Source organism: Pseudomonas schmalbachii, from assembly GCF_017589465.1.
Lineage (GTDB): Bacteria > Pseudomonadota > Gammaproteobacteria > Pseudomonadales > Pseudomonadaceae > Pseudomonas > Pseudomonas schmalbachii.
This window is the reverse complement of sequence record NZ_JAELYA010000008.1, coordinates 298,203-319,598: the sequence shown is the minus strand read 5'-3', so window position 1 is coordinate 319,598 and position 21,396 is coordinate 298,203. Positions and strand designations below refer to the sequence as shown.

General features: G+C 66.1%; 18 protein-coding genes. 3 read left to right on the top strand and 15 right to left on the bottom strand.

The window, feature by feature from the left end; genetic code table 11:
* Positions 1–20: 20 nt before the first annotated feature.
* The 12 genes from trpC to JFY56_RS20305 all read right to left on the bottom strand — a co-directional run bounded on the left by trpC (position 21) and on the right by JFY56_RS20305 (position 13,389).
* Positions 21–857 carry an indole-3-glycerol phosphate synthase TrpC gene (gene trpC / locus JFY56_RS20360; RefSeq protein WP_208315889.1) on the bottom strand — a complete coding sequence of 279 codons (837 nt, stop codon included), beginning with the start codon at positions 855–857 and terminating at the stop codon, positions 21–23.
* Positions 854–1,903 (bottom strand): anthranilate phosphoribosyltransferase, encoded by a 1,050-nt coding sequence (gene trpD, locus JFY56_RS20355; protein ID WP_208315881.1) that lies wholly within the window; start codon positions 1,901–1,903, stop codon positions 854–856. Before trpD ends, trpC begins: the two co-directional genes overlap by 4 nt.
* A complete protein-coding gene (locus tag JFY56_RS20350; protein ID WP_208315879.1) occupies positions 1,900–2,496 on the bottom strand; it encodes an aminodeoxychorismate/anthranilate synthase component II in 597 nt (198 codons plus the stop codon). Before JFY56_RS20350 ends, trpD begins: the two co-directional genes overlap by 4 nt.
* An 11-nt stretch (positions 2,497–2,507) precedes the next feature.
* Positions 2,508–3,995, bottom strand: coding sequence for an anthranilate synthase component I (gene trpE / locus JFY56_RS20345; RefSeq protein WP_208315877.1), 1,488 nt, complete (start codon positions 3,993–3,995; stop codon positions 2,508–2,510).
* A 71-nt stretch (positions 3,996–4,066) separates the two neighbouring features.
* Positions 4,067–4,888 (bottom strand): phosphoglycolate phosphatase, encoded by an 822-nt coding sequence (locus JFY56_RS20340; protein WP_208315874.1) that lies wholly within the window; start codon positions 4,886–4,888, stop codon positions 4,067–4,069.
* The gene (gene rpe / locus JFY56_RS20335; protein ID WP_208315872.1) at positions 4,888–5,562 is read right to left on the bottom strand and encodes a ribulose-phosphate 3-epimerase; all 675 of its coding nucleotides are present in this window, start codon (positions 5,560–5,562) and stop codon (positions 4,888–4,890) included. Before rpe ends, JFY56_RS20340 begins: the two co-directional genes overlap by 1 nt.
* A 168-nt stretch (positions 5,563–5,730) precedes the next feature.
* Positions 5,731–6,555: an ABC transporter permease gene (locus JFY56_RS20330; RefSeq protein ID WP_208315870.1), complete on the bottom strand. Its 825-nt coding sequence runs from the start codon at positions 6,553–6,555 to the stop codon at positions 5,731–5,733.
* 13 nt (positions 6,556–6,568) lie between these two features.
* Positions 6,569–7,816 (bottom strand): ABC transporter permease, encoded by a 1,248-nt coding sequence (locus tag JFY56_RS20325; RefSeq protein ID WP_208315869.1) that lies wholly within the window; start codon positions 7,814–7,816, stop codon positions 6,569–6,571.
* Positions 7,817–7,940: 124 nt separating this feature from the next.
* Complete coding sequence (locus JFY56_RS20320; RefSeq protein WP_208315867.1) at positions 7,941–8,975, bottom strand: ABC transporter substrate-binding protein; 1,035 nt, start codon at positions 8,973–8,975, stop codon at positions 7,941–7,943.
* A gap of 68 nt (positions 8,976–9,043) precedes the next feature.
* The gene (locus tag JFY56_RS20315) at positions 9,044–10,153 is read right to left on the bottom strand and encodes an ABC transporter ATP-binding protein (RefSeq protein ID WP_208315865.1); all 1,110 of its coding nucleotides are present in this window, start codon (positions 10,151–10,153) and stop codon (positions 9,044–9,046) included.
* Between the two features lie 164 nt (positions 10,154–10,317).
* Positions 10,318–10,947 (bottom strand): response regulator, encoded by a 630-nt coding sequence (locus JFY56_RS20310; protein ID WP_208315862.1) that lies wholly within the window; start codon positions 10,945–10,947, stop codon positions 10,318–10,320.
* A 27-nt stretch (positions 10,948–10,974) separates the two neighbouring features.
* Positions 10,975–13,389 (bottom strand): PAS domain-containing sensor histidine kinase, encoded by a 2,415-nt coding sequence (locus JFY56_RS20305; protein ID WP_208315860.1) that lies wholly within the window; start codon positions 13,387–13,389, stop codon positions 10,975–10,977.
* A gap of 184 nt (positions 13,390–13,573) precedes the next feature.
* Between JFY56_RS20305 and JFY56_RS20300 the strand changes: the two genes are divergently transcribed.
* Entirely contained in the window at positions 13,574–14,608 is a 1,035-nt protein-coding gene (locus tag JFY56_RS20300) for an alpha/beta hydrolase family protein (protein ID WP_208315858.1), read from the top strand.
* 10 nt (positions 14,609–14,618) lie between these two features.
* On the opposite strand, the gene JFY56_RS20295 is transcribed toward JFY56_RS20300, so the two are convergent.
* From JFY56_RS20295 to JFY56_RS20285, 3 genes are read right to left on the bottom strand one after another with little or no spacing between them, the layout of a single operon-like run.
* Complete coding sequence (locus JFY56_RS20295; protein WP_208315942.1) at positions 14,619–15,386, bottom strand: DnaJ domain-containing protein; 768 nt, start codon at positions 15,384–15,386, stop codon at positions 14,619–14,621.
* Position 15,387: 1 nt separating this feature from the next.
* Complete coding sequence (gene murU / locus JFY56_RS20290) at positions 15,388–16,065, bottom strand: N-acetylmuramate alpha-1-phosphate uridylyltransferase MurU (protein WP_208315855.1); 678 nt, start codon at positions 16,063–16,065, stop codon at positions 15,388–15,390.
* Positions 16,062–17,084, bottom strand: a complete 1,023-nt coding sequence (locus tag JFY56_RS20285) for an aminoglycoside phosphotransferase family protein (protein ID WP_208315853.1) — start codon at positions 17,082–17,084, stop codon at positions 16,062–16,064. The genes murU and JFY56_RS20285 overlap by 4 nt, the downstream gene beginning before the upstream one ends.
* 129 nt (positions 17,085–17,213) lie before the next feature.
* Here JFY56_RS20285 and JFY56_RS20280 point away from each other — a divergent pair, with 129 nt between their 5' ends.
* Both JFY56_RS20280 and JFY56_RS20275 read left to right on the top strand, forming a co-directional pair.
* Positions 17,214–19,988: an LPS-assembly protein LptD gene (locus tag JFY56_RS20280; protein WP_208315851.1), complete on the top strand. Its 2,775-nt coding sequence runs from the start codon at positions 17,214–17,216 to the stop codon at positions 19,986–19,988.
* Positions 19,969–21,261 (top strand): peptidylprolyl isomerase, encoded by a 1,293-nt coding sequence (locus JFY56_RS20275; protein WP_208315849.1) that lies wholly within the window; start codon positions 19,969–19,971, stop codon positions 21,259–21,261. The genes JFY56_RS20280 and JFY56_RS20275 overlap by 20 nt, the downstream gene beginning before the upstream one ends.
* The last annotated feature ends 135 nt before the right edge of the window (positions 21,262–21,396 follow it).

Below are 21,396 nucleotides of genomic sequence, written 5' to 3'. Positions count from 1 at the left end.
GCCAACCTACGCCTCGATAATCAGTCGGGATCGGCAGCCAGCACGACCTTGTTGCGATCCGGGAAGAACAGGCGCTTCAGCTCGGTGCCCGGCTCGTCGGCACGCATGAACGCTTCGCCAACCAGGAATGCGTACACCTCGCTGACTTCCATCAGCTCGACATCGGCACGGTTGAGGATGCCGCTTTCGGTGACCACCAGGCGATCGCGCGGGATGCTCGGCAGCAGGTCGAGTGTGGTTTCCAGGCTGACTTCGAAGGTGTGCAGGTTACGGTTGTTGATGCCGACCAGCGGGGTATCCAGCGTGTTCAGCGCCCGCTCCAGCTCCTCGCGGTCGTGCACTTCGACCAGCACGTCGAGATTGAAGTCCTTGGCCACCGCGGCCAGTTCGGCCATGCGCGTGTCTTCCAGGGCGGAAACGATCAGCAGGATGCAGTCGGCGCCGATGGCGCGCGCCTCGACCACCTGGTAGGGATCGATCATGAAATCCTTGCGGATCACCGGCAGCTTGCAGGCCGCGCGGGCTTCCTTCAGGTAGGCATCGCTGCCGAGGAAGAAGTCCACGTCAGTCAGCACCGACAGGCAGGCGGCGCCGCCTTCCTGGTAGCTGCGGGCGATCTCGGCCGGCACGAAGTTCTCGCGCAGCACGCCCTTGCTCGGCGAAGCCTTCTTGATCTCGGCGATCACCGCCGGCTCCTTGCGCCTGGCGCGCTCCAGCAGCGCATTGGCGAAACCGCGCGGGGCATCCGCGCTGCGTGCCAGCTGTTCCAGCTCGGCAAGGCTGACGCGGGAACTGCGTTCGGCGACTTCTTCGACCTTGCGGGCAAGGATCTTCTGCAGAACCGTGGGCACACTCACTGTGCGTTCTCCTCTCGGTAAACGGCGGTGAAGGCCGCCAGTTCTTCCATTTTTTCCTTGGCCAGGCCGGTGTGCAGGGCATCGTTGGCCAGGCGCATACCTTCGTGCATGCTGGTCGCCAGGTCGGCTGCGTACAGCGCGGCACCAGCGTTCAATATGATCAGATCGGCGGCCTTCTGCCCGGCCTCGGTCTTGCGCCGGCCGAGGGCATCGCGGATCAGCTCCAGCGATTGCTGCGGGCTGTCGACGGTCAGGCCGATCAGGCTCTGGCTCCTGATGCCGAAATCTTCCGGCTGCACCTCGTACTCGCGGATTTCGCCGTCCTTCAGTTCGGCGACGTGGGTCGGCGCGGCGAGGCTGAACTCATCCAGCCCGTCGCGCGAATGCACCACCAGGATATGCTCGCCACCTAGGCGCTTGAGCACTTCGGCGAGCGGACGGCACAGCGCCTGGTTGAACACGCCGACCACCTGATGCCTGACGCCCGCCGGGTTGGTCAGCGGGCCGAGCATGTTGAACAGGGTGCGCAGGCCCAGCTCGCGGCGCGGGCTGGCGGCGTACTTCATGGCCTTGTGGTGGACCTGGGCGAACATGAAGCCGACGCCGACCGCATCAATGCAGCGCGCCACCTGTTCGGCGTGCAGGTCCAGGTAGATGCCGGCCGCTTCCAGCAGGTCGGCGCTGCCGCTCTTGCCGGACACCGCGCGGTTGCCGTGCTTGGCCACCTTGCCACCCGCCGCGGCGACGACGAAGGCCGACGCCGAGGAAACGTTGAAGATATTCGCCCCGTCGCCACCGGTGCCGACCACGTCGACCACATTGTTCAGGCTCGGCAGTTCGACCTTCTCCGCCAGCTCGCGCATCACCGAGACGGCGCCGACGATCTCGTCGATGGTCTCGCTCTTCATGCGCATGCCCATGAGGAAGGCGCCGATCTGCGCGTCGGTGCACTGCCCGGTCATGATCTCGCGCATCACGTCCTGCATTTCCTCGGTGGAGAGGTCGAGCTGGTTGACCACGCGGTTCAGGGCTTCCTTGATGTTCATGCGCGCACGCCTCCGCTCTGCTTGAGGAAGTTGGCCAGCATCTCGTGGCCCTGTTCGGAGAGGATCGATTCCGGGTGGAACTGCACGCCCTCGACGTTCAGGGTCTTGTGCCGCAGGCCCATGATCTCGTCGACCGAGCCGTCTTCATGCTGGGTCCAGGCGGTGATTTCCAGGCAGTCCGGCAGGGTCTCGCGCTTGACCACCAGCGAGTGGTAGCGGGTCTGGGTCAGCGGATTGTTCAGGCCGGCGAACACGCCCTGGTCGGTGTGGTAGACCGGGCTGGTCTTGCCGTGCATCACCTGGCGCGCGCGCACCACGTCGCCGCCGAAGGCCTGGCCGATGGACTGGTGGCCGAGACAGACGCCGAGCAGCGGCAGCTTGCCGGAAAAGTGCTCGATCACCGCCAGCGACACGCCGGCTTCGTTCGGCGTGCACGGGCCGGGCGAGAGGACGATGCGCTCGGGCTGCAGCGCGGCGATCTGCTCGACGCTCAGCTCGTCGTTGCGAATGACGTGGATATCGGCCTTCAGCTCGGCGAAGTACTGCACCAGGTTGTAGGTAAAGGAGTCGTAGTTGTCGATCATCAGCAGCATGGCGGTACTCCTCAACCCTGCATCTTGGCGGTGTGTTCGGCCAGCGCGACCGCGCGGAACATGGCGCGGCGCTTGTTGATGGTTTCTTCCCACTCCAGCGCCGGAACCGAGTCGGCGACGATGCCGCCGCCGGCCTGCACGTGCAGCTCGCCGTTCTTGATCACCGCGGTGCGGATGGCGATGGCGGTGTCCATGTTGCCGTTCCACGCCAGGTAGCCGACCGCGCCGCCGTAGACGCCACGCTTGACCGGCTCCAGTTCGTCGATGATTTCCATGGCGCGGATCTTCGGCGCGCCGGACAGGGTGCCGGCCGGGAGGATGGCGCGCAGGGCATCCATCGCGCTCATGCCGGCCTTCAGATGGCCGTTCACGTTGGAAACGATGTGCATGACGTTGGAGTAGCGCTCGATCACCATCTTCTCGGTGACCTTCACCGTGCCGGTCTCGGAGACGCGGCCGACGTCGTTGCGGCCGAGGTCGATCAGCATCAGGTGTTCGGCCAGTTCCTTGGCGTCGGACAGCAGGTCCTCTTCCAGTGCCACGTCGGCCTCTTCGGTGGCGCCGCGCGGGCGGGTGCCGGCGATCGGGCGCACGGTGACCAGGCCGTCCTCGACGCGCACCAACACTTCCGGCGAACTGCCCACCACGTGGAAGTCACCGAAGTTGAAGAAGTACATGTACGGCGTCGGGTTGAAGCAGCGTAGCGCGCGGTACAGGTCGATGGGCGCGGCGCTGAAGTCGATGGACATGCGCTGCGACGGCACTACCTGCATGCAGTCGCCGGCGAGGATGTATTCCTTGACGGTATCCACCGCGCGCTCGTAGTCCTCGCGGGTGAAGCTGGCGCGGAACTGCGGCTCCGGCGCGTTCACCGCGCTGAAGTCGAGGCCGCGGCGCGGGGTGATCGGCTGGCGCAGGTGCTCCAGCAGCTCTTCCAGGCGCGCATGGCCGTTCTCGTAGGCATTCGCCTCGGCCGGATCGGCGAGGACGATGGCGTGCATCTTGCCGGCCAGGTTGTCGAACACCACCACGGCGTCGGAAACCATCAGCAGGATGTCCGGATTGCCCAGCGGATCCGGGTTCGGACACTGCGCCAGACGCTTCTCGACGTAGCGCACGCAGTCATAGCCGAAGTAGCCGACCAGCCCGCCGTTGAAGCGCGGCAGCCCCGGCAGGGTCGGTACGCGGTAGCGGTTCTTGAACTCTTCGACGAAGGCCAGCGGGTCTTCGCACTCGAAACGCTCGGTCTCGACGTCGTCGACCTTGATGCTCGCCGTGTGGCCATGGACGCGCAGCACGGTGCGGCTGGGCAGGCCGATGATCGAGTAGCGGCCCCACTTCTCGCCGCCCTGCACGGATTCGAGCAGATAGGTGTTCGGCCCGTCGGCGAGTTTCAGGTAGATCGACAGCGGGGTATCGAAGTCGGCGAGGGTTTCGCAGGTCAGGGGGATGCGGTTGTAGCCTTCGGCGGCCAGCCGCTGGAATTCTTCGCGAGTCATGATCGGCCTCGTGTGAGGAAGCGGTGAAACGGGTTGTGTGCAAACGCGCCGGGATTCCGGCCAGGGATGTGTCAGGCGCGCCAGCGCCAGCGGGCCAGGGCCTTGATGACCTTCATCCAGAGTTTGCAGGTAACCGTCACCAACACGATTCGATCTCTTTGGGCGGGAGCGCAGTTGTCCGGCAACACTATCGCAGAGCCTGGCTCCAGGCAAGGCAGCAGTTCGCGCAGGTCGTCCAGCACCATCGCCGGCGACTCCTCGGCAATCGGCCGGCCGTGGTTGTAGCCGTAGGTGAGGCCGACGCAGGACACGCCGGCGGCCTTGGCCGCCAGCACGTCGTTGCGCGAGTCGCCTATGAACAGCGCGTGCTCCGGCTTGACCCTGGCCATTTTCATCACGTGCAACAGCGCGGCCGGATCGGGCTTCTGCTGCGGAAGGGTGTCGCCGCCGATGATCCAGCGGAAGAACTTGCCCAGCTTCATCTCGTCCAGCAGCGGGCCGACGAAGCGCTCGGGCTTGTTGGTGATCAGCGCCATCTGGACCTTGCGCCGCTTCAGCCACTTGAGCGTCTCCACCACCCCGGGATAGACCTCGGTCAGGGTGTGACTGTCGGCGTAGGCGTCCATGAACAGCGCCAGAGCGCGTTCGGTCTCCTCCTCGCCGATGCCGTCGTGCTCGATGCCGCCGGCCAGGGCACGGCGCACCAGTACTCGCGCGCCGTTGCCGACCCAGTGGCGGACCTGCTCGACGCCAGCCGGCTCACGACCGAGGGCGACGAGCATCTTGTCCACGGCTGCCGCGAGGTCGGGTACCGAATCGACCAGGGTGCCGTCCAGGTCGAACATCACCAGGCGCGGCAGGCGCACAGCGAACAACGCCTCGGCGGCGCTCATCACTTGCCGACCTGGGCGAGTTCGGCATGCATGGTGCGGATTACCTCGGCGTAGTCGGGCGCGTTGAAGATCGCCGAACCGGCGACGAAGGTGTCGGCGCCCGCTTCAGCGATCTCGCGGATGTTCTTCACGTTCACCCCGCCGTCGATCTCCAGGCGGATGTCGCGGCCGCTGGCCTCGATCAGCGCGCGGGCCTCGCGCAGCTTGCCGAGGGTGCCGGGGATGAACTTCTGCCCGCCGAAGCCGGGGTTGACGCTCATCAGCAGGATCATGTCGACCTTGTCCATCACGTACTTCAGCGCGTCCAGCGGGGTCGCCGGGTTGAACACCAGGCCGGCCTTGCAGCCGCCGTCGCGGATCAGCTGCAGCGAGCGGTCGATGTGCTCGGAGGCTTCCGGGTGGAAGGTGATGTAGGTGGCGCCGGCTTCGATGAAGTCGCCGATGATGCGATCCACCGGCTTGACCATCAGGTGCACGTCGATCGGTGCGGTGACGCCGTACTTGCGCAACGCCGAGCAGACCATCGGACCAATCGTCAGGTTCGGCACGTAGTGGTTGTCCATCACGTCGAAGTGGACGATGTCGGCGCCAGCGACGAGCACCTTGTCCACATCCTCGCCCAGGCGGGCGAAATCGGCGGACAGGATCGACGGAGCGATGGCGTAGGGTTGCATTGCGCACCTCAGATAGAAGAATCACGGATGGCGCGCATTGTAGCCGGTATGCGGGGACGACGCTTATTCGACCGGATCGCAGGTAGATCCGACGCAGGTTGGCGCTGAACGCAGTGAAGCCCAACATTGGACGTTGGGCTTCGCAAGCTCAGCGCCAACCTACGATCATTAGGTCGGGGCGGTGCGCATCTTCTCGCTGCGTCCGCGCAGCCACTCCAGGGTCAGCAGCAGCAGGACGGAGAAGCCGATCAGCAGGGTCGCGGCGGCGGCGATGGTCGGGCTGAGGTTCTCGCGGATGCCGCTGAACATCTGCCGAGGCAGCGTGGCCTGCTCGGGGCCGGCGAGGAACAGGGTCACCACCACTTCGTCGAACGAGGTGGCGAAGGCGAACAGCGCACCGGAAATCACCCCGGGAGCGATCAGCGGCAGGGTCACCCGGAAGAAGGTGGTGATCGGCGGCGCGCCCATGCTGGCGGCGGCGCGCACCAGGTTGTAGTTGAAGCCCTGCAGGGTCGCCGACACGGTGATGATGACGAACGGCACGCCGAGCACCGCGTGCATGATGATCAGCGAGATATAGCTGTTGCCCAGGCCCAGCGGGGCGAAGAACAGGTAGGCGGCGACGCCGACGATCACCACCGGCACCACCATCGGCGAAATCACCAGGCTCATCACCAGCGCCTTGCCGCGGAACTCGCCGCGGGTCAGGCCGATGGCGGCCAGCGTGCCGAAGACCATCGCCAGGAAGGTCGCCGCCGGGGCGACGATGATGCTGTTGGTCAGCGAGCGCATCCATTCGGCGGAACCGAAGAAGTCGGCGTACCAGCGCAGCGAGAAGCCCTGCAACGGATAGACCAGGAAGGTGCCGGAGTTGAACGACAGCGGCACGATGACCAGCACCGGCAGCACCAGGAACAGCAGGACCAGGCCGCAGAGAATGCGCAGGGTGTAGTACCACACGCGCTCGACCGGGGACATGTAGGGACTCAGCATTTTCTTGTTCTCCTCAGCCCAGCCGCAGTCGGTTCGCACCGACCAGCCAGCCGTAGATCACGTACAGCACCAGGGTGGCGAACAGCAGCAGGCCGCCGAGGGCCGTGGCCATGCCCCAGTTGATGGTGGTGTTGGTATAGAAGGCGACGAAGTAGCTGACCATCTGGTCGCTCGGGCTACCCAGCAGGGCCGGGGTGATGTAGTAGCCGATCGACAGGATGAACACCAGCAGGCTACCGGCGCCGACACCGGCCACGGTCTGCGGGAAGTAGATCTTCCAGAAGCTGGCGAACGGGTGGCAACCGAGGGAAATCGCCGCGCGCATGTAGCTCGGCGAGATGCCCTTCATCACGCTGTAGATCGGCAGGATCATGAACGGCAGCATGATGTGCACCATGGCGATGTACACGCCGGTGCGGTTGAACACCAGTTGCAGCGGCTGGTCGATCAGGCCGAGCTTGAGCATCGCGCCGTTGATCAGGCCACCGGCCTGCAACAGCACGATCCACGCTGCCACCCGCACCAGGATCGATGTCCAGAACGGCAGCAGTACCATGATCATCAGCAGGTTGCTCTGGCGGGTCGGCAGGTTGGCCAGCAGGTAGGCCAGCGGATAGGCCAGCACCAGGCAGATCACCGTGATCACCACGCTCATCCAGAAGGTGCGCGCGAAGATGTCCAGGTAGATCGCCTGGTCAGGAGTGGCCGCCGCCAGTTCGCCGAGATCGTCGATGCGGTGGTCGAGGGCCGCCAGGAGGAAATAGGGGGTGATGCTGCTGGCGTTGCGACGGATCGCCTGCCAGTAGGCCGGGTCGCCCCAGCGCTCATCGATGGTTTCCATGGCCTCCTTGTAGGAAGCCGGTTCGCTCTTCAGCGGCAGCGCGCGAGCGGTCTTGGCCATCAGGCTGCGGTAGCCGGCCAGCTCCATGTTCAGGCGTTTGGAGAGATCGCCGATGGTCTGGTTCTTGCGCGCGGCAGCCAGGTCTTCGCTGAGCGCCTTGTAGGCGGCGTCCGGCGGCAGCGACTTGCCATCCCAGTCGGAAATGGCCTGGATGGTCAGCGGCAGCGACTCGACGACCTCGGGGTTGTGCACGCTCTTGTAGAGCAGTGCGACGATCGGCACGAGGAAGGTCAGCAGGAGGAACAGCAGCAGCGGCAGGATCAGCGCCTGGGATTTCAGGCGGTTCATCCGTTCGGCACGCGCCAGGCGCTGCTTGAGGGTGGGGCCGGCGACCTCGTTCAACGTCACAGCGGTGGCCATAGCGAACTCCGGTAAAACGGGCCGTCCGGGGACGGCCAAGGTGTGGTATCGGGCGAGTCGGAAGGCGCGCCGCGTACGACGCGCATTCCAGCCGCGGCCCCGGTGCAGGGGCCGCGGCAGGGGCTTACTTGGCAGCCCAGGCGTTGAAGCGCTGTTCCAGCTGCTCGCCGTAGTCGGCCCAGAAGGTCACGTCCATGCCGACCTGGCCCTGCATGTTCTCAGGCGTGGTCGGCATGTCCTTCAGCAGGCCCTTGTCCAGCAGCGCCACGGCCTTGGTGTTGGCCGGACCGTAGGCGATGTTCTCGGAGTAGATCTTCTGCTGCTCCGGCTGGACCGAGAAGGCAATGAACTTGAGGGTCTCGTCCTTCTTCTTCGAGCCTTTCGGGATCGCCCAGGCGTCGAAGTCGTAGATGCCGCCGTTCCACACCACCTTCAGGTTGCTTTCCTTCTGCACCGCAGCGATACGGCCGTTGTAGGCCGAGCTCATGACCACGTCGCCGGAAGCGAGGTACTGCGGCGGCTGGGCGCCGGCTTCCCACCACTGGATGTTCGGCTTGATCTCGTCCAGTTTCTTGAAGGCGCGGTCCTGGCCTTCCTTGGTGGCGAGCACCTTGTAGACATCCGCCGGCGCGACGCCGTCGGCCATCAGGGCGAACTCCAGGGTGTACTTGGCGCCCTTGCGCAGGCCGCGCTTGCCCGGGAAGTCCTTGACGTTCCAGAAGTCGGTCCAGCCGGTCGGTGCGCTCTTCAGCTTGTCGGCGTTGTAGGCCAGCACGGTGGACCACACGAAGAAGCCGACGCCGCAGTTGGTGATGGCGCCCGGAACGTAGTCATCGGCATTGCCGAGGATGGCCGGGTCGATCTCCTCGAACATGCCCTCGTCGCAACCGCGGGCCAGTTCCGGCGACTCCACTTCCACCAGGTCCCAGGAGATGCTCTTGGTGTCGACCATCGCCTTCACCTTGGCCATCTCGCCGTTGTACTCGCCGGCGATGATCTTGTTGCCGGTGCTCTTCTCGTAGGGTTCGTAGAAGGCTTTCACCTGGGCGTTCTTGTTGGCGCCGCCGAAGGATACGACGGTCAGGTCGGCGGCCATGGCCTGGGCCGCGCAGGCCAGGCCGATGCTCAGTGCGGCCAGCTTGAAGCAGGATTTCGACATTATTGTTCTCTCCACAGTGTGCAGGTTTGCTTTTCTTCGACTCAGAGCCCTTGTCCCGGGCTGATCCTTCACGCCACCGGCAGCGGGTCGAGCGCGCGCACGTGCTCGACATCCCAGCCCAGCGGTACCACGTCACCGACGCGGAGCTCGTGGTCGAGCTGGGCGATCGGCTGCTTGACGATGAAGTCGGTGCGGCCGCAGACCTCCAGGCGAACGCGGACGTGGTCGCCAAGGTAGATGAACTCGGCCACGCGGCCGGAGAAACGGTTGGTGCACTTCTCGCTGGCGCCGTTCAGGTGTACGCGCTCCGGACGGATCGACAGGCTGACGGTTTCGCCCGGTTCGCCGACATTGATCGCCAGTGCCTCGACCTTCTCGCCACGCGCCAGGCTGACCACGCAGCGGTCGCCGTTGCGGCTCTGCAACTGGCCGGCGATGCGGTTGTTCTCGCCGATGAAGTTGGCCACGAAGGAGTTCTTCGGATGCTCGTAGAGTTCGTGCGGCGCGGCGTTCTGCTGGATTTCGCCATTGTTGAACACGGCCACGCGGTCGGACATGGTCAGCGCCTCGCCCTGGTCGTGGGTCACGTAGACCACGGTCACGCCCAGGCGCTGGTGGATGTGCTTGATCTCCATCTGCATGTGCTCGCGCAGTTGCTTGTCGAGCGCACCGAGAGGTTCGTCCATCAGCACCAGTTGCGGTTCGAAGACCAGTGCACGGGCCAGCGCCACACGCTGCTGCTGGCCGCCGGAGAGCTGCGCCGGATAGCGGCCGCCGAACTTGTCGAGCTGGACCATCGACAGCGCGCGTTTGACCCGCTCGGTCACGTCGGTCTTGCTCATGCCGCGCACGGTCAGCGGGAAGGCGAGGTTTTCCGCCACGGTCATGTGCGGGAACAGCGCATAGTTCTGGAACACCATGCCGATGTTGCGCTTGTGCGGGGGAACGTTGTTGATCGCCTTGCCGTCGAGGAGGATCTCGCCGGCGGTGGGGGTTTCGAAACCGGCCAGCATCATCAGGCTGGTGGTCTTGCCGGAGCCGGACGGCCCCAGCAGAGTCAGGAACTCGCCGCGGCGAATGTCCACGTTGAGATCCTTGACGATGAGAGTTTCGCCGTCGTAGCTCTTCTGCACGCCACGGAAGCTCACCAGTACATCGTTTGCCTGAGTCTCGGCCATAACCGCACCTTTGTAATTATTTCTGCAGTTCTCAAAGCCTAGAGAAGGCAGAACAGGGCGCAAATCGGGCGAAAAGACAAATTGCTATAAGGTTAGAAGAGGTTCGCATGTAGGGCGATCCCTACACGCGTTCCTTCGCTCGGGCAGACGATGTGGCGGCAGGCCTAGAACAGCTTGTGCTCCACCGCGTACTTCACCAGATCCGCAACGGAATGGGCGCCGAGCTTCTGCATCAGGCGAGCCTTGTGGGTGCTGATGGTCTTGTTGCTGACCGCCAGTTGCTGGGCGATCTCGTTGACGCCCTCGCCCTGCACCAGCCGCTCGAACACCGAGAACTCGCGCTCGGAGAGCAGCGCGTGGGGCGGCCGCGAGTCGGTCAGGCCGACCTCGAAGACCATGCGGTCGGCCAGCCCCGGATCGATGTAGCGGCCGCCGCTGGCGACCTTGCGGATCGCCGTGAGCAGCAGCGCCGGATCGCTGTCCTTGGTGGCGTAGCCGGCCGCGCCGATCTTCAGCGCGCGGGCGGCCATCTGCACCTCGTCGTGCATCGACAGCATGAGGATCGCCGGCGGGTTGTTCAGCGCGCGAATCCGCGGAATGGCTTCCAGCCCGCTGACACCGGGCATCGAGATATCCAGCAGGACCACTTCGCACGGCACCTGGCGCAGGGTTTCCAGCAGCTGCTCGCCGTTGGTGGCCTCGCCCACCACCTGCAGGTCCTTGGCCATGCCGATCAGTTGCTTGATGCCTTCACGGACGATGGTGTGGTCTTCCGCCACCAGAACTCGAATCACTGCACGTACTCCCCTCTTGCTTCATTGTTATCTGGCGCCGGGCGGATCGAGCGGAACCCGCACCCACAGCGTGGTCCCCTCCCCCGGCTGGCTGTCGATCTGCAGCGAGCCGCCGAGCATCAGCACCCGCTCGTGCATGCCGACCAGCCCGAACGACACGCCCTGGCGCATCGCCAACGGCTCGAAACCGCGGCCATCGTCGCTGATGCGCAGGCATAGCTCGCCATCTTCCACCGTCAGCGCCAACTCCACAGTATGCGCCTGGGCATGGCGCATGACATTGGTCAGCGCCTCCTGGAGGATGCGGAACAGGCCGATGGCCTTGGCGTCGGCCAGCCGCGGCGGATTCTCCGGCACCTCCACCAGGCAGGGAATCTGCGTGCGCGCCTCGAAGCGCCGGGCCTGCCATTCCACGGCGGAACCGATGCCGGCGTCGAGGATCGGCGGGCGCAGCGCGGTGGCCACGTCGCGCACCAGCTGGAACAACTGGGCGATCAGCTTCTTCATGTTGCCCAGCCGCTCGCGCAGGCCGGCATCCAGTTCGCCATACGCGAGTTCGCACATCGAGGTTTCCAGCTTGAGCACGGTGAGCACCTGGCCCAGCTCGTCGTGCACCTCGCGGGCGATGCGCGCCTTTTCCTCCTCGCGCACGCTTTCCAGGTGCGCCGACAGGTCGCGAAGCTGCGCGCGGGATTCCTCCAGCTTCAATTCGATCTGCTTGTTCTCGGTGATGTCCCAGACCACCCCGTCCCAGGCCAGCCGGCTGTCGTCGAGCTGGCGGGCGGTGGCCTTGATGTCCGCCCAGCGCGCTTCACCGTTGCGGGCGAGGATGCGCCCCTGCCAGCGCCAGTTGCTGCCGCTTCCCACCGCGACGTGCTGGCTGGCCAGGTAGCCGTCACGGTCGTCCGGATGCACCAGGCCGATGATCCCGGTGCCGCTTTCGCGCAGATAGCCCGGCGGATAGCCAAGCGAGGCCTCGCTGCCGCCGGTGATGAAGCTGATGTAGGCGAAGTCGGAGCCGTCGTCCGGCTTGCTCGGTTCCAGGCGGAACACCAGGCCGGGCACGTTGGCGGCGATGCCCTGTAGGCGCGCCTCGCTTTCCTCCAGCGCGGCGCGGGCGCGGCGGCGCTCGGTGACGTCGGTGAGGAACACCAGCAGGTATTCGGACTCGCGAAAACGCAGGAAGCTCAGCGAAACATCCACCGGCAGCCACTGGCCATCGGCGCGCAGGCAGTTGGTCTCGAAACTCAGCGGCCCCTCTTCGCTGTTGCGCGCGCGGCGCCAGAGGTTCAGCCAGCGGTCCATGCTCAATCCCGGCTCGAAGTCGGCCAGCGGCCGGTCGATCACCTCGCCGGGGCGGTAGCCGAACATTTCCTCGGCGGCGCGGTTGGCGTAGCGCACATGGCTGTCCCAGTTGACCCAGAGGATGCCCACCGTGCTGTTGTCGAGGGCGAACTGGCTCAGCCGCAGGTCCTGCTCGGCGGCCCGCCGCGATTCGAGATCGCGCCGCGTCGCCAGCAGCCGGCGCTCCAGCCCCCGCCCCTGGCGCCGTTGCCAGGCGCCGGAGGCCAGCGCCAGGAGCAGCGCCAGGCCGAGCAGCAGGCAGAGGTTGCGCCAGAATACGGGCGACTCGCCGAGCCGCGGATAGGTGGGCTGCAGCCAGCGCTGGTGCAGTTGCTCGAAGTCCTCGGGCGGAATCGAACGCAGGCCGAGATCGACCAGCGCCGCCAGTTGCGGCAAGTCGCGGCGGGTGGCGACCCGCAGCAGTTGCGGGTAGCCGATGTCGGCGAGCACCGCGAGGCCGGAGAATTCTGCATCGCGGCTGAAACGGGCCAGTTGCGCCTCGTCGATCACCGCGTAGCTGACCTGCCGGCCGAGCAGCCGGTGCAGCGCCGCGCGGTCGCTGTCGACGACCTGCAGCTCCAGCCCGGAATAGGTGCCGCGCAGGTAGTCGAGTACCGGGCCGGGACCGCGCACCGCCAGCGGATCGGCCGCGCCCAGCTTCTCCAGCTCGACGGCGCCGCGCTCGCCCCGCTCGCCCACCACCAGGCGCGGCACCCGCAGGTACGGGTCGGAGAACAGCCATCGGCGCAGGGTGACGGGCGTCTGGGTAATGCCCGGAGCGAGGTCCACCGCGCCTTCGCGGACCGCCTTGTCCAGCGCGGCCTGATCCTCGAACACGCGCCATACGAAGTTGACCCGCAGCGCGCCGGCCAGCCGCTCGATCAGCTCCACATGGGCGCCGGACAATTGCTGCGAGCGGCGATCCTGCTGCGCATAGGGAGCTTCCAGCACCACGCCGACCCGCAGCGGCGCGTGGGCGTCGAGCCAGGCGCGCTGCGTGGCGTCCAGCGCCACGCCGGCCGGCTCCGGGGCCGCCACGGAGAACAGCGGGATACACAGCACAAACGCCACGAAGGCGCACCAGGACAGACGACTCATGCCGACAGCGAAGCTCCCAGGAGAAAAGCGCCCATACCTTACAGCAGACCCGGGGTCTGTTGCCGTTTCGTTCCGGCCGCGACGGCAACAGCCCCCAGGGGAACCCCGCAAAGCTTCCGCCTGACAAACGTAATAACAGGGGTTAGGCTGGCCCCCGCTCCAGCCCCGGAACCGGAATCCACCCATGCTTCGTCCGCTACCGATTGCCCTGTGCCTGTCCCTGAGCCTGCTGCCCTTGGCACCACTCTACGCCGCCGGCGATGCGACTCCGGAGCAGGTTTCTGCGGCGGAACGCCGCGCGCCGGCCAACGAGCGTAGCCAGGATGCCGCCGACGGCCTCGAACGCCGCCTGCCCAGCGACGCACTGCAGAAACTACAGGCCGGCCGCGAAACCTTCCTCGCCCTCTGGGAACCGGCGAATGTCGCGCGCCCCGCGGGCGTAGTGATCCTCATCCCCGGCGATGGCGAAAGCGCCGACTGGCCGGTCGCCATCGGCCCGTTGCGGCGCAAGCTGCCGGATGCCGGCTGGCAGACCCTGAGCCTGTCGCTACCCGATCCGCAGAGCACCGCGCCGGTGCCGCTACCCGTCGCCCCGGCGGACAAGGCCAGCGCCGACAGCGACGCCAGCGCCACCGACAGCGCCAGCCGACCGGAAGTGGAAGGCTCCACCGGCGCCGCTCCAGCCCCGGAAAGCACCGCCGAAGCCGGCAGCGGCGAACCGGCGCAATCCAGCACGGCAGCGCCGCCGACCCCGATCGATCCGATCGAGCAGCGCAAGGCCCATGCCGAACGGGTGCTGGCGCGCATCCAGGCCGGCGTAGACCTGGCCCTGCAGCACAAGCCGGAACAGGTCATCCTGCTCGGCCACGGCACCGGCGCCTACTGGGCCGCACGCTATCTGGGCGAACGCGAACCGGCGGAGATCCACAACCTGCTGGTGGTGGATGCCCAGGCACCGGAGGACTTCCGTCCGGCCCTGGAAACCATGCTGCCGAGCCTCGGCCTGGCAATCGGCGACTTCTATTATCGGGACGATGCCGTCGCCAGCGATGCCGCCCGCCTGCGCCTGCAGGCCGGCAAGCGCCAGCAGCATCCGGCCTATACGCAGGTCGGACTGACTGCCGTACCGGCGAACCCGGATGCGGAGCAGGAGCAACTCTACCGGCGCATTCGCGGCTGGCTGACGAACCATCTGCAAAGCAGGAACGACGGCAGCTGAGCCGCCTCGCTCAGCGGAAACCGCGGCGCTGGCGCACCACGGCGTAGGCGGCCTGGATTTCGCGGGTCTTTTCCGTTGCGGCGGCGATGCGCGAAGCACTGGCGTCGGAGCCCGCCAGTTTGTCCGGATGGTGCTGGTTGAGCAGGCGGCGATAGGCCCGCTTGATTTCCGCTGGCTCGCTCGCCGCCGTCACCCCCAGCACCCGCAGCGCCTGGGGATAACTGTTGGCCGCGGAAGGCTCGGGCTGGCGCGCCGACTCGGCGCCGGCCGCCATCGCCAGCACGGTGCCGCGCGGCAGGCCGAGCGCTTCACCCCAGCGCAGGATCAGGCTCTTTTCCGCCATCCCCGGCGCCCCGGCCGCCCAGGCCATCCGCCAGCAGGCCTGGATCAGGCCTTCCGCGGCATGGCGCTGTTCCTTGAGATGCAGCAGGCCGGCTTCCATTTGTTCGCCACCGCTCTTGCCGCGGCCGAAGGCCTCGATGGCACGCAGCTTCGCCGGCTCGTCCAGACGCAGGCGCAGCATTTCCGCGCGGGCCTGCTGGATATGCGCGTCGAGCACCCGGCCCCGGCTTTTCGCCAGCCTGCCGAGCAGGACGAACAGCAGTTCCTCGTCGGCCAGCGGCGGTTCGCTGCGCATATGTTCAACAACATCGCGCCAGGAACGCAGTTGCAGCCGCCGGTCGAGCACCTGCCCGAGCAGGCCCCCGAGCATGGCGCCGGGGATGCTCGCCAGCGCCCAGCCAGCTGCAACGCCGATCAGTGTCCCCGGCCAGAGCACTTCAGCCCTCCGCCGCCAGCCGGCGTTCGACTTCCGCCAGCCGCTCGTGGGTGCCGACATCCACCCACTGCCCGCGGTGATGTACACCGCTCACCCGCCCGGCCGCCATCGCCGCACGCAGCAGCGGCGCGAGCTTGAAGGCGCCGTCCTGGCAGCCATCGAACAGCGCCGGATGCAGCACGGCGATGCCGCTGTAGGTCAGGCTCGGCTCGCCGTCGCGATAGTCTTCGACGCGGCCGTCGCGCAGGCAGAAATCGCCGCGGCCGTTGTGATCGGGATTGTCCACCAGCACCAGATGCACCAGGTCGCCGTCGGCCAGCGCCGTATGCAGCGGCGCGTAGTCGAAGTCGGTCCAGATGTCACCGTTGGCGATTGCGAAGGGCGCCTCGCCGAGCAACGCCAGCGCGCGGAAGATGCCGCCGCCGGTTTCCAGCGGCTCGCCCTCGGCGGAATAGCGGATGCTCACGCCGAAGCGGCCGCCGTCGCCGAGATAATCCTCGATCTGCTGGCCGAGCCAGGCATGGTTGATCACCAGTTGCTCGAAACCGGCCTGGCGCAGCGCCAGCAGTTGCCGCTCGATCAGCGGAACGCCGGCGGCGCGCACCAGCGGCTTGGGCGTATGCAGGGTCAACGGACGCAAGCGCTCGCCCTTGCCGGCGGCGAGGATCATCGCCTTCATGCCGGCACCGAGTCGTATTGCGGCAGGCTGGCGAGCAGCGTTTTCAGGTCGGCCAGTTCCGGGCGGCGGGCGATCACGTTGTCCAGGTAGCGGAAGAAGCGCGGCACGTCACTCAGGTAGCGCGGCTTGCCGTCGCGATGGCAGATACGCGCGAAGATACCGATCACCTTGAGGTGGCGCTGCGCACCCATCAGGTCACTGGCGCGGAGGAATTCCTCGAAGCTCGCCGGCAGCGGAATGCCCGCTGCCTGGGCCTTGCGCCAGTAGCGGCTGAGCCCGTCGTGCACGCGCGGTTCCGGCCAGCTGAGGAACGCGTCCTTATAAAGGCAGGTGACGTCGTAGGTCACCGGGCCGTAGACCGCGTCCTGGAAATCGAGGATGCCGGGATTCGGCTCGCTTTCCATCAGGTTGCGCGGCATGTAGTCGCGGTGCACCAGCACCTTCGGCTGCGCCAGCGCACTTTCCACCAGCAGGTCGCAGACCCGCTGCCAGGCGGCCAGGCGTTCGCCTTCCAGCGTCACGCCGAGATGGCGCTGCAGGTACCAGTCGGGGAACAGCTGCAGTTCGCGGCGCAGCAGCGCCTCGTCGTAGTGCGGCAGGCGGTCGGCGACCGGCACCTGCTGGAAGGCGACCAGCGCATCCAGCGCCGGCTCGAACAGCTCCTCGGCATTGGCCGGGGTGAGTACGTCCAGATAGGTGCGGCGGCCGAGATCGCTGAGCAGGAGGAAGCCCTGTTCCAGGTCCTGCGCGAGAATCAGCGGCACATGCACGCCAGCCTCGGCCAGCAGGCCGGCGACCTTCACGAATGGCCGGCAGTCTTCCTGTGGCGGTGGCGCATCCATGACGATCAGCGTACGCTCGCCCGCTTGCCAGCGGAAATAGCGGCGGAAACTGGCATCGCTGCTGGCAGCCGTCAGCGTGGCGGCCGGAACGGCGCCCCAGCCTTCGCTATCGAATACGGACGGCAAACAGGAGTCCAGCCAGCGATTCAACTGCTGGTAACGAGCATCTTCAGACATCTTGGGGAATCTCCACGGCCCTAGCCGTTGCGAAGGTCATGTTTTATTATCCCGTATCTTTTTGAGCCCATCGAGAGGCGTGCGGTCCCCATTGGGCCGAAGGCGCGCAGGAAGCCCCGGATTAACAAGATGGCAGTGAACCTACCAGTGTTCCGTAGAAAATTCCCTTTGTTGGTAACCGGCAGCCTGCTGGCTATTCAACCGCTCGCCTACCTGAACGCTGCAGAGCAGTTCGATTGCAAACCTTCCGGCGGTTCCTGGGCCTGCGCCCCGCAGCAGCCCAGCGCAGCCGTTCCGCCGCGTCCGCAGCATAGCACCAGCGCCGTCAGCGCCGGCGCCGCGGCGGCCAGCGGTGGCGAAGCCCGCGCAGAGCCAGGGCAGCTGGTCACCGAGGCCGGCGGCCGTGGACTGAAGTCGCGCAGCGAAGACTACAGCCACCTGGACTGGGTGCCGCGCGAGAAGCTCACCGCCGCCCAGATGGCGGAAATCGGCCCGTACTGCAGCGGCGCCTACATCGAACCGACCCGCCCGGGGATGAACGACAAGACCCCGAACGACGAGTCTCCGACCTTCGTCTCGGCCAAGGTTTCCCGCTACGAGCAGGAAAAACAGGTCGCCACCCTCGCCGGCAACGTCGTGCTGCGCCAGGGCAGCATGCAGGTCGAGGCCGACGAGGCCAGCCTGCACCAGGCGGAGAACCGCGGCGAACTGGTCGGCAACGTCAAGCTGCGCGACAACGGCGCGCTGGTGGTCGGCGACCACGCCGAACTGCAGCTGGACAACGGCGAAGCGAAAATCGATAACGCCGAGTACGTTATGCACAAGGCCTCGGTGCGCGGCAGCGCGCTGTACGCCAAGCGCCAGGAAAACGCCATCATCCAGCTCAAGGATGGCACTTACACCCGTTGCGAACCGAACAGCAACGCCTGGCACGTGCGCGGCAACAACATCGAGCTGAACCCGGCCACCGGTTTCGGCACCGCGACCAACGCGGTGCTCAAGGTGAAGGACATTCCGGTGTTCTACACCCCCTACATCTATTTCCCGATCGACGACCGCCGCCAGTCCGGCTTCCTCGTCCCGAGCATGGGCAGCAGCACGGACACCGGCTTCATGCTGGTCACCCCGTACTACTTCAACCTGGCGCCGAACTACGACGCCACGCTGTATCCGCGCTACATGTCCGATCGCGGCCTGCAAATGGAAGGCGAGTTCCGCTACCTGACCCGCAGCAGCGAAGGCCAGGTCACCGCCGCCTACCTGAACGACAAGGACGACGACCGCGAAGGGCAACCGGAATTCACCGACCAGCGCTGGCTGTACGGCTGGAAAAACACCAGCGGCCTCGACTCCCGCTGGCTGGCCCAGGTCGACTTCACCAAGATCAGCGACCCGTACTACTTCCAGGACCTGGACACCTCGCTGGGCCTCGGTTCGCCGACCTACGTCAACCAGCAGGGCGTGCTGACCTACCGCGGCGACAGCTTCACCGCGCGCCTGAACGCACAGTCCTACCAGTTGGCCACGGTCACCGACGTGACCCCGTACGACCGCCTGCCGCAGCTGACCCTGGACGGCCACGTGCCGTACAACCCGGGCGGCCTCCAGTTCACCTACGGCACCGAGTTCGTCCGCTTCGACCGCGATCTGGACGAGAACTTCTTCTTCGACGAAGACGGCAACCTGATCGGCCAGCGGCCTGACGCTTCCCTGACCGGCCTGGCCCGCGCCACCGGCGACCGCGCGCACCTGGAGCCGGGCATCAGCCTGCCGATGACCGCCAGCTGGGGCTTCCTGACTCCGACCGTCAAGTATCTCTACACCAAGTACGACCTGGACCTGGACAGCGAAGGCAAAGCCGATCTGGCCAGCCCTAATTCCATCACCAACCCGGCCGGTATTACCTTCGACGACAGTCCGGACCGCGACATGCCGCTGGCCAAGCTTGACTCCGGCCTGTACTTCGACCGCGACACCACGTTTGGCGGCACCGCGTTCCGCCAGACCCTGGAACCGCGGATGATGTACCTGTACGTGCCGTACCGCGAACAGGACGACCTGCCGACCTTCGACACCGGCGAGTTCAACTTCAGCTACGACTCGCTGTGGCGCGAAAACCGCTTCACCGGCAAGGACCGCATCGGCGACGCCAACCAGCTGTCGCTGGGCGCCACTACGCGCTTCATCGAGGACAACGGCTTCGAACGCGCCGCCATCAGCGCCGGTCAGATCTACTACTTCGCCAACCGTCGCGTACAACTGCCGGGACTCACCCAGACCGAACTTGCGGCTTTACGCGCTCAGGGCGTGGAAGTCAGTGATCCGGACACCGATAGCTCGCGTTCGCCGTATGCACTGCGCGGCATCTACCGCTTCGACCGCGACTGGCGCGTGAGCTCGGACTACAACTGGAACCCGAACACCCACCACACCGACTCCGGCAACGTGATGTTCCACTACCAGCCGGAAGACGACCTGAACAAGATCGTCAACGTCGGTTACCGCTATCGCGCCGACAGCAAGACTTTCAACCCGAACCTCGGCCGCTACGACTTCAACAGCGAAGCCTACAGGATCAACCAGCACGACTTCTCGGTCATCTGGCCGGTGGTGCCGCACTGGAACGCCATTGCGCGCTGGCAGTTCGACTACAACCAGAGCCGTACGCTGGAATCCATGGGTGGCTTCGAATACGACAGCTGCTGCTGGAAAGTGCGCCTGATCAGCCGCTACTGGGTCGACTACGACGACAACGACTTCATCACCTCGTCGTCCGAAGCCGACCGCGGCATTTTCCTGCAAATCGTCCTGAAAGGCCTTGGTGGCGTGGTCGGCAACCAGGTGGAAGGCTTCCTCGACCAAGGCATCGAAGGCTACCGTCAACGTGAAGAAAATGCTCTGTAACTGTCTGCGCCCGCTCATGCTGGGCGCCCTGCTGGTGAGCACCCTGGCCGGTGCGGAAGTAGTACCTCTGGACCGCGTGGTCGCCATCGTCGACAACGACGTGGTGATGCAGAGCCAGCTCGACCAGCGCATGCGCGAAGTACAGCAGACCATCGCCAAGCGCGGCGCGCAGATGCCGCCCAGCGAGGTGCTGACCCAGCAGGTGCTGGAACGCCTGATTCTCGAAGACCTGCAACTGCAGATCGGCGAACGCTCCGGCGTACGCATCACCGACGAGGAACTGAACCAGGCGATGGCCACCATCGCCCAGCGCAACAACCTGACCCTCGACCAGTTCCAGCAGGCACTGGCACGCGACGGCCTGTCCTTCGACGATGCGCGCGACCAGGTTCGCCGCGAGATGGTCATCAGCCGTGTGCGTCAGCGCCGCGTCGCCGAACGCGTCCAGGTCACCGACCAGGAAGTACAGAACTTCCTCGCCTCCGACCTCGGAAAGATCCAGCTTTCCGAAGAATACCGCCTGGCCAACATCCTGATCCCGGTACCGGAAGGCGCCTCGCCGGAAGCCATCCAGGCCGCCGGCCGCAAGGCCAGCGACGTGTACCAGCAACTGCGCCAGGGCGCCGACTTCAGCCAGATGGCGATCGCCCATTCCGCCGGCGACAACGCCCTCGAAGGCGGCGAGATCGGCTGGCGCAAAGCCGCCCAGCTGCCGTCGCCGTTCGACAGCATGGTCGGCTCGCTGTCCGTCGGCGAAGTCACCGAACCGCTCCGCACTCCGGGCGGCTTCATCATCCTCAAGGTGGAAGAGAAGCGCGGCGGCAGCCGGATGGTTCGCGACGAAGTCCACGTCCGCCACATCCTGCTCAAGCCCAGCGAGATCCGCAGCGATGCGGAAACCGAGCGTCTGGCGCAGCGTCTCTACGACCGCATCCAGGCCGGCGAAGACTTCGGCGCACTGGCCAAGAGCTTCTCGGAAGACCCGGGCTCGGCGCTGAACGGCGGCGACCTCAACTGGGTCGACCCGCAGTCGCTGGTGCCGGAGTTCCGCGAGCAGATGAACAACGCCCCGCAAGGTCAGGTGACCCACCCGTTCCGCTCGCAGTTCGGCTGGCACATCCTCGAAGTCCTCGGCCGCCGCGCCACCGACAGCAGCGACCAGCTCCGCGAACAGCAGGCCATGCAGCTGCTGCGCAACCGCAAGTACGACGAGGAGCTGCAGACCTGGCTGCGGCAGATCCGCGACGAGGCATACGTCGAGATCAAGCTGTGATCGCAGCCTGAATGCGACACCCGAAACCCGGCCCGGCGCCGGGTTTCTTTTTATCCGCCCGACGCTCGTCGTACAGTAAAGCCCCCCACTCATTCCCCGGAGACCGCCACTGGTTCGGCCGTCTCCCCAGAGGTC

Bases quoted from the DNA above. Each gene is read 5' to 3' on its own strand.
- JFY56_RS20305 (WP_208315860.1), bottom strand. From the start codon at position 13,389: ATGAGTCGTCTGTCCTGGTGCGCCTTCGTGGCGTTTGTGCTGTGTATC.
- JFY56_RS20330 (WP_208315870.1), bottom strand. From the start codon at position 6,555: ATGCTGAGTCCCTACATGTCCCCGGTCGAGCGCGTGTGGTACTACACC.
- JFY56_RS20300 (WP_208315858.1), top strand. From the start codon at position 13,574: ATGCTTCGTCCGCTACCGATTGCCCTGTGCCTGTCCCTGAGCCTGCTG.
- JFY56_RS20325 (WP_208315869.1), bottom strand. From the start codon at position 7,816: ATGGCCACCGCTGTGACGTTGAACGAGGTCGCCGGCCCCACCCTCAAG.
- trpE (WP_208315877.1), bottom strand. From the start codon at position 3,995: ATGACTCGCGAAGAATTCCAGCGGCTGGCCGCCGAAGGCTACAACCGC.
- rpe (WP_208315872.1), bottom strand. From the start codon at position 5,562: ATGCAACCCTACGCCATCGCTCCGTCGATCCTGTCCGCCGATTTCGCC.
- JFY56_RS20285 (WP_208315853.1), bottom strand. From the start codon at position 17,084: ATGTCTGAAGATGCTCGTTACCAGCAGTTGAATCGCTGGCTGGACTCC.
- JFY56_RS20315 (WP_208315865.1), bottom strand. From the start codon at position 10,153: ATGGCCGAGACTCAGGCAAACGATGTACTGGTGAGCTTCCGTGGCGTG.
- trpD (WP_208315881.1), bottom strand. From the start codon at position 1,903: ATGAACATCAAGGAAGCCCTGAACCGCGTGGTCAACCAGCTCGACCTC.
- murU (WP_208315855.1), bottom strand. From the start codon at position 16,065: ATGAAGGCGATGATCCTCGCCGCCGGCAAGGGCGAGCGCTTGCGTCCG.
- JFY56_RS20320 (WP_208315867.1), bottom strand. From the start codon at position 8,975: ATGTCGAAATCCTGCTTCAAGCTGGCCGCACTGAGCATCGGCCTGGCC.
- JFY56_RS20350 (WP_208315879.1), bottom strand. From the start codon at position 2,496: ATGCTGCTGATGATCGACAACTACGACTCCTTTACCTACAACCTGGTG.
- JFY56_RS20280 (WP_208315851.1), top strand. From the start codon at position 17,214: ATGGCAGTGAACCTACCAGTGTTCCGTAGAAAATTCCCTTTGTTGGTA.
- JFY56_RS20340 (WP_208315874.1), bottom strand. From the start codon at position 4,888: ATGAGCGCCGCCGAGGCGTTGTTCGCTGTGCGCCTGCCGCGCCTGGTG.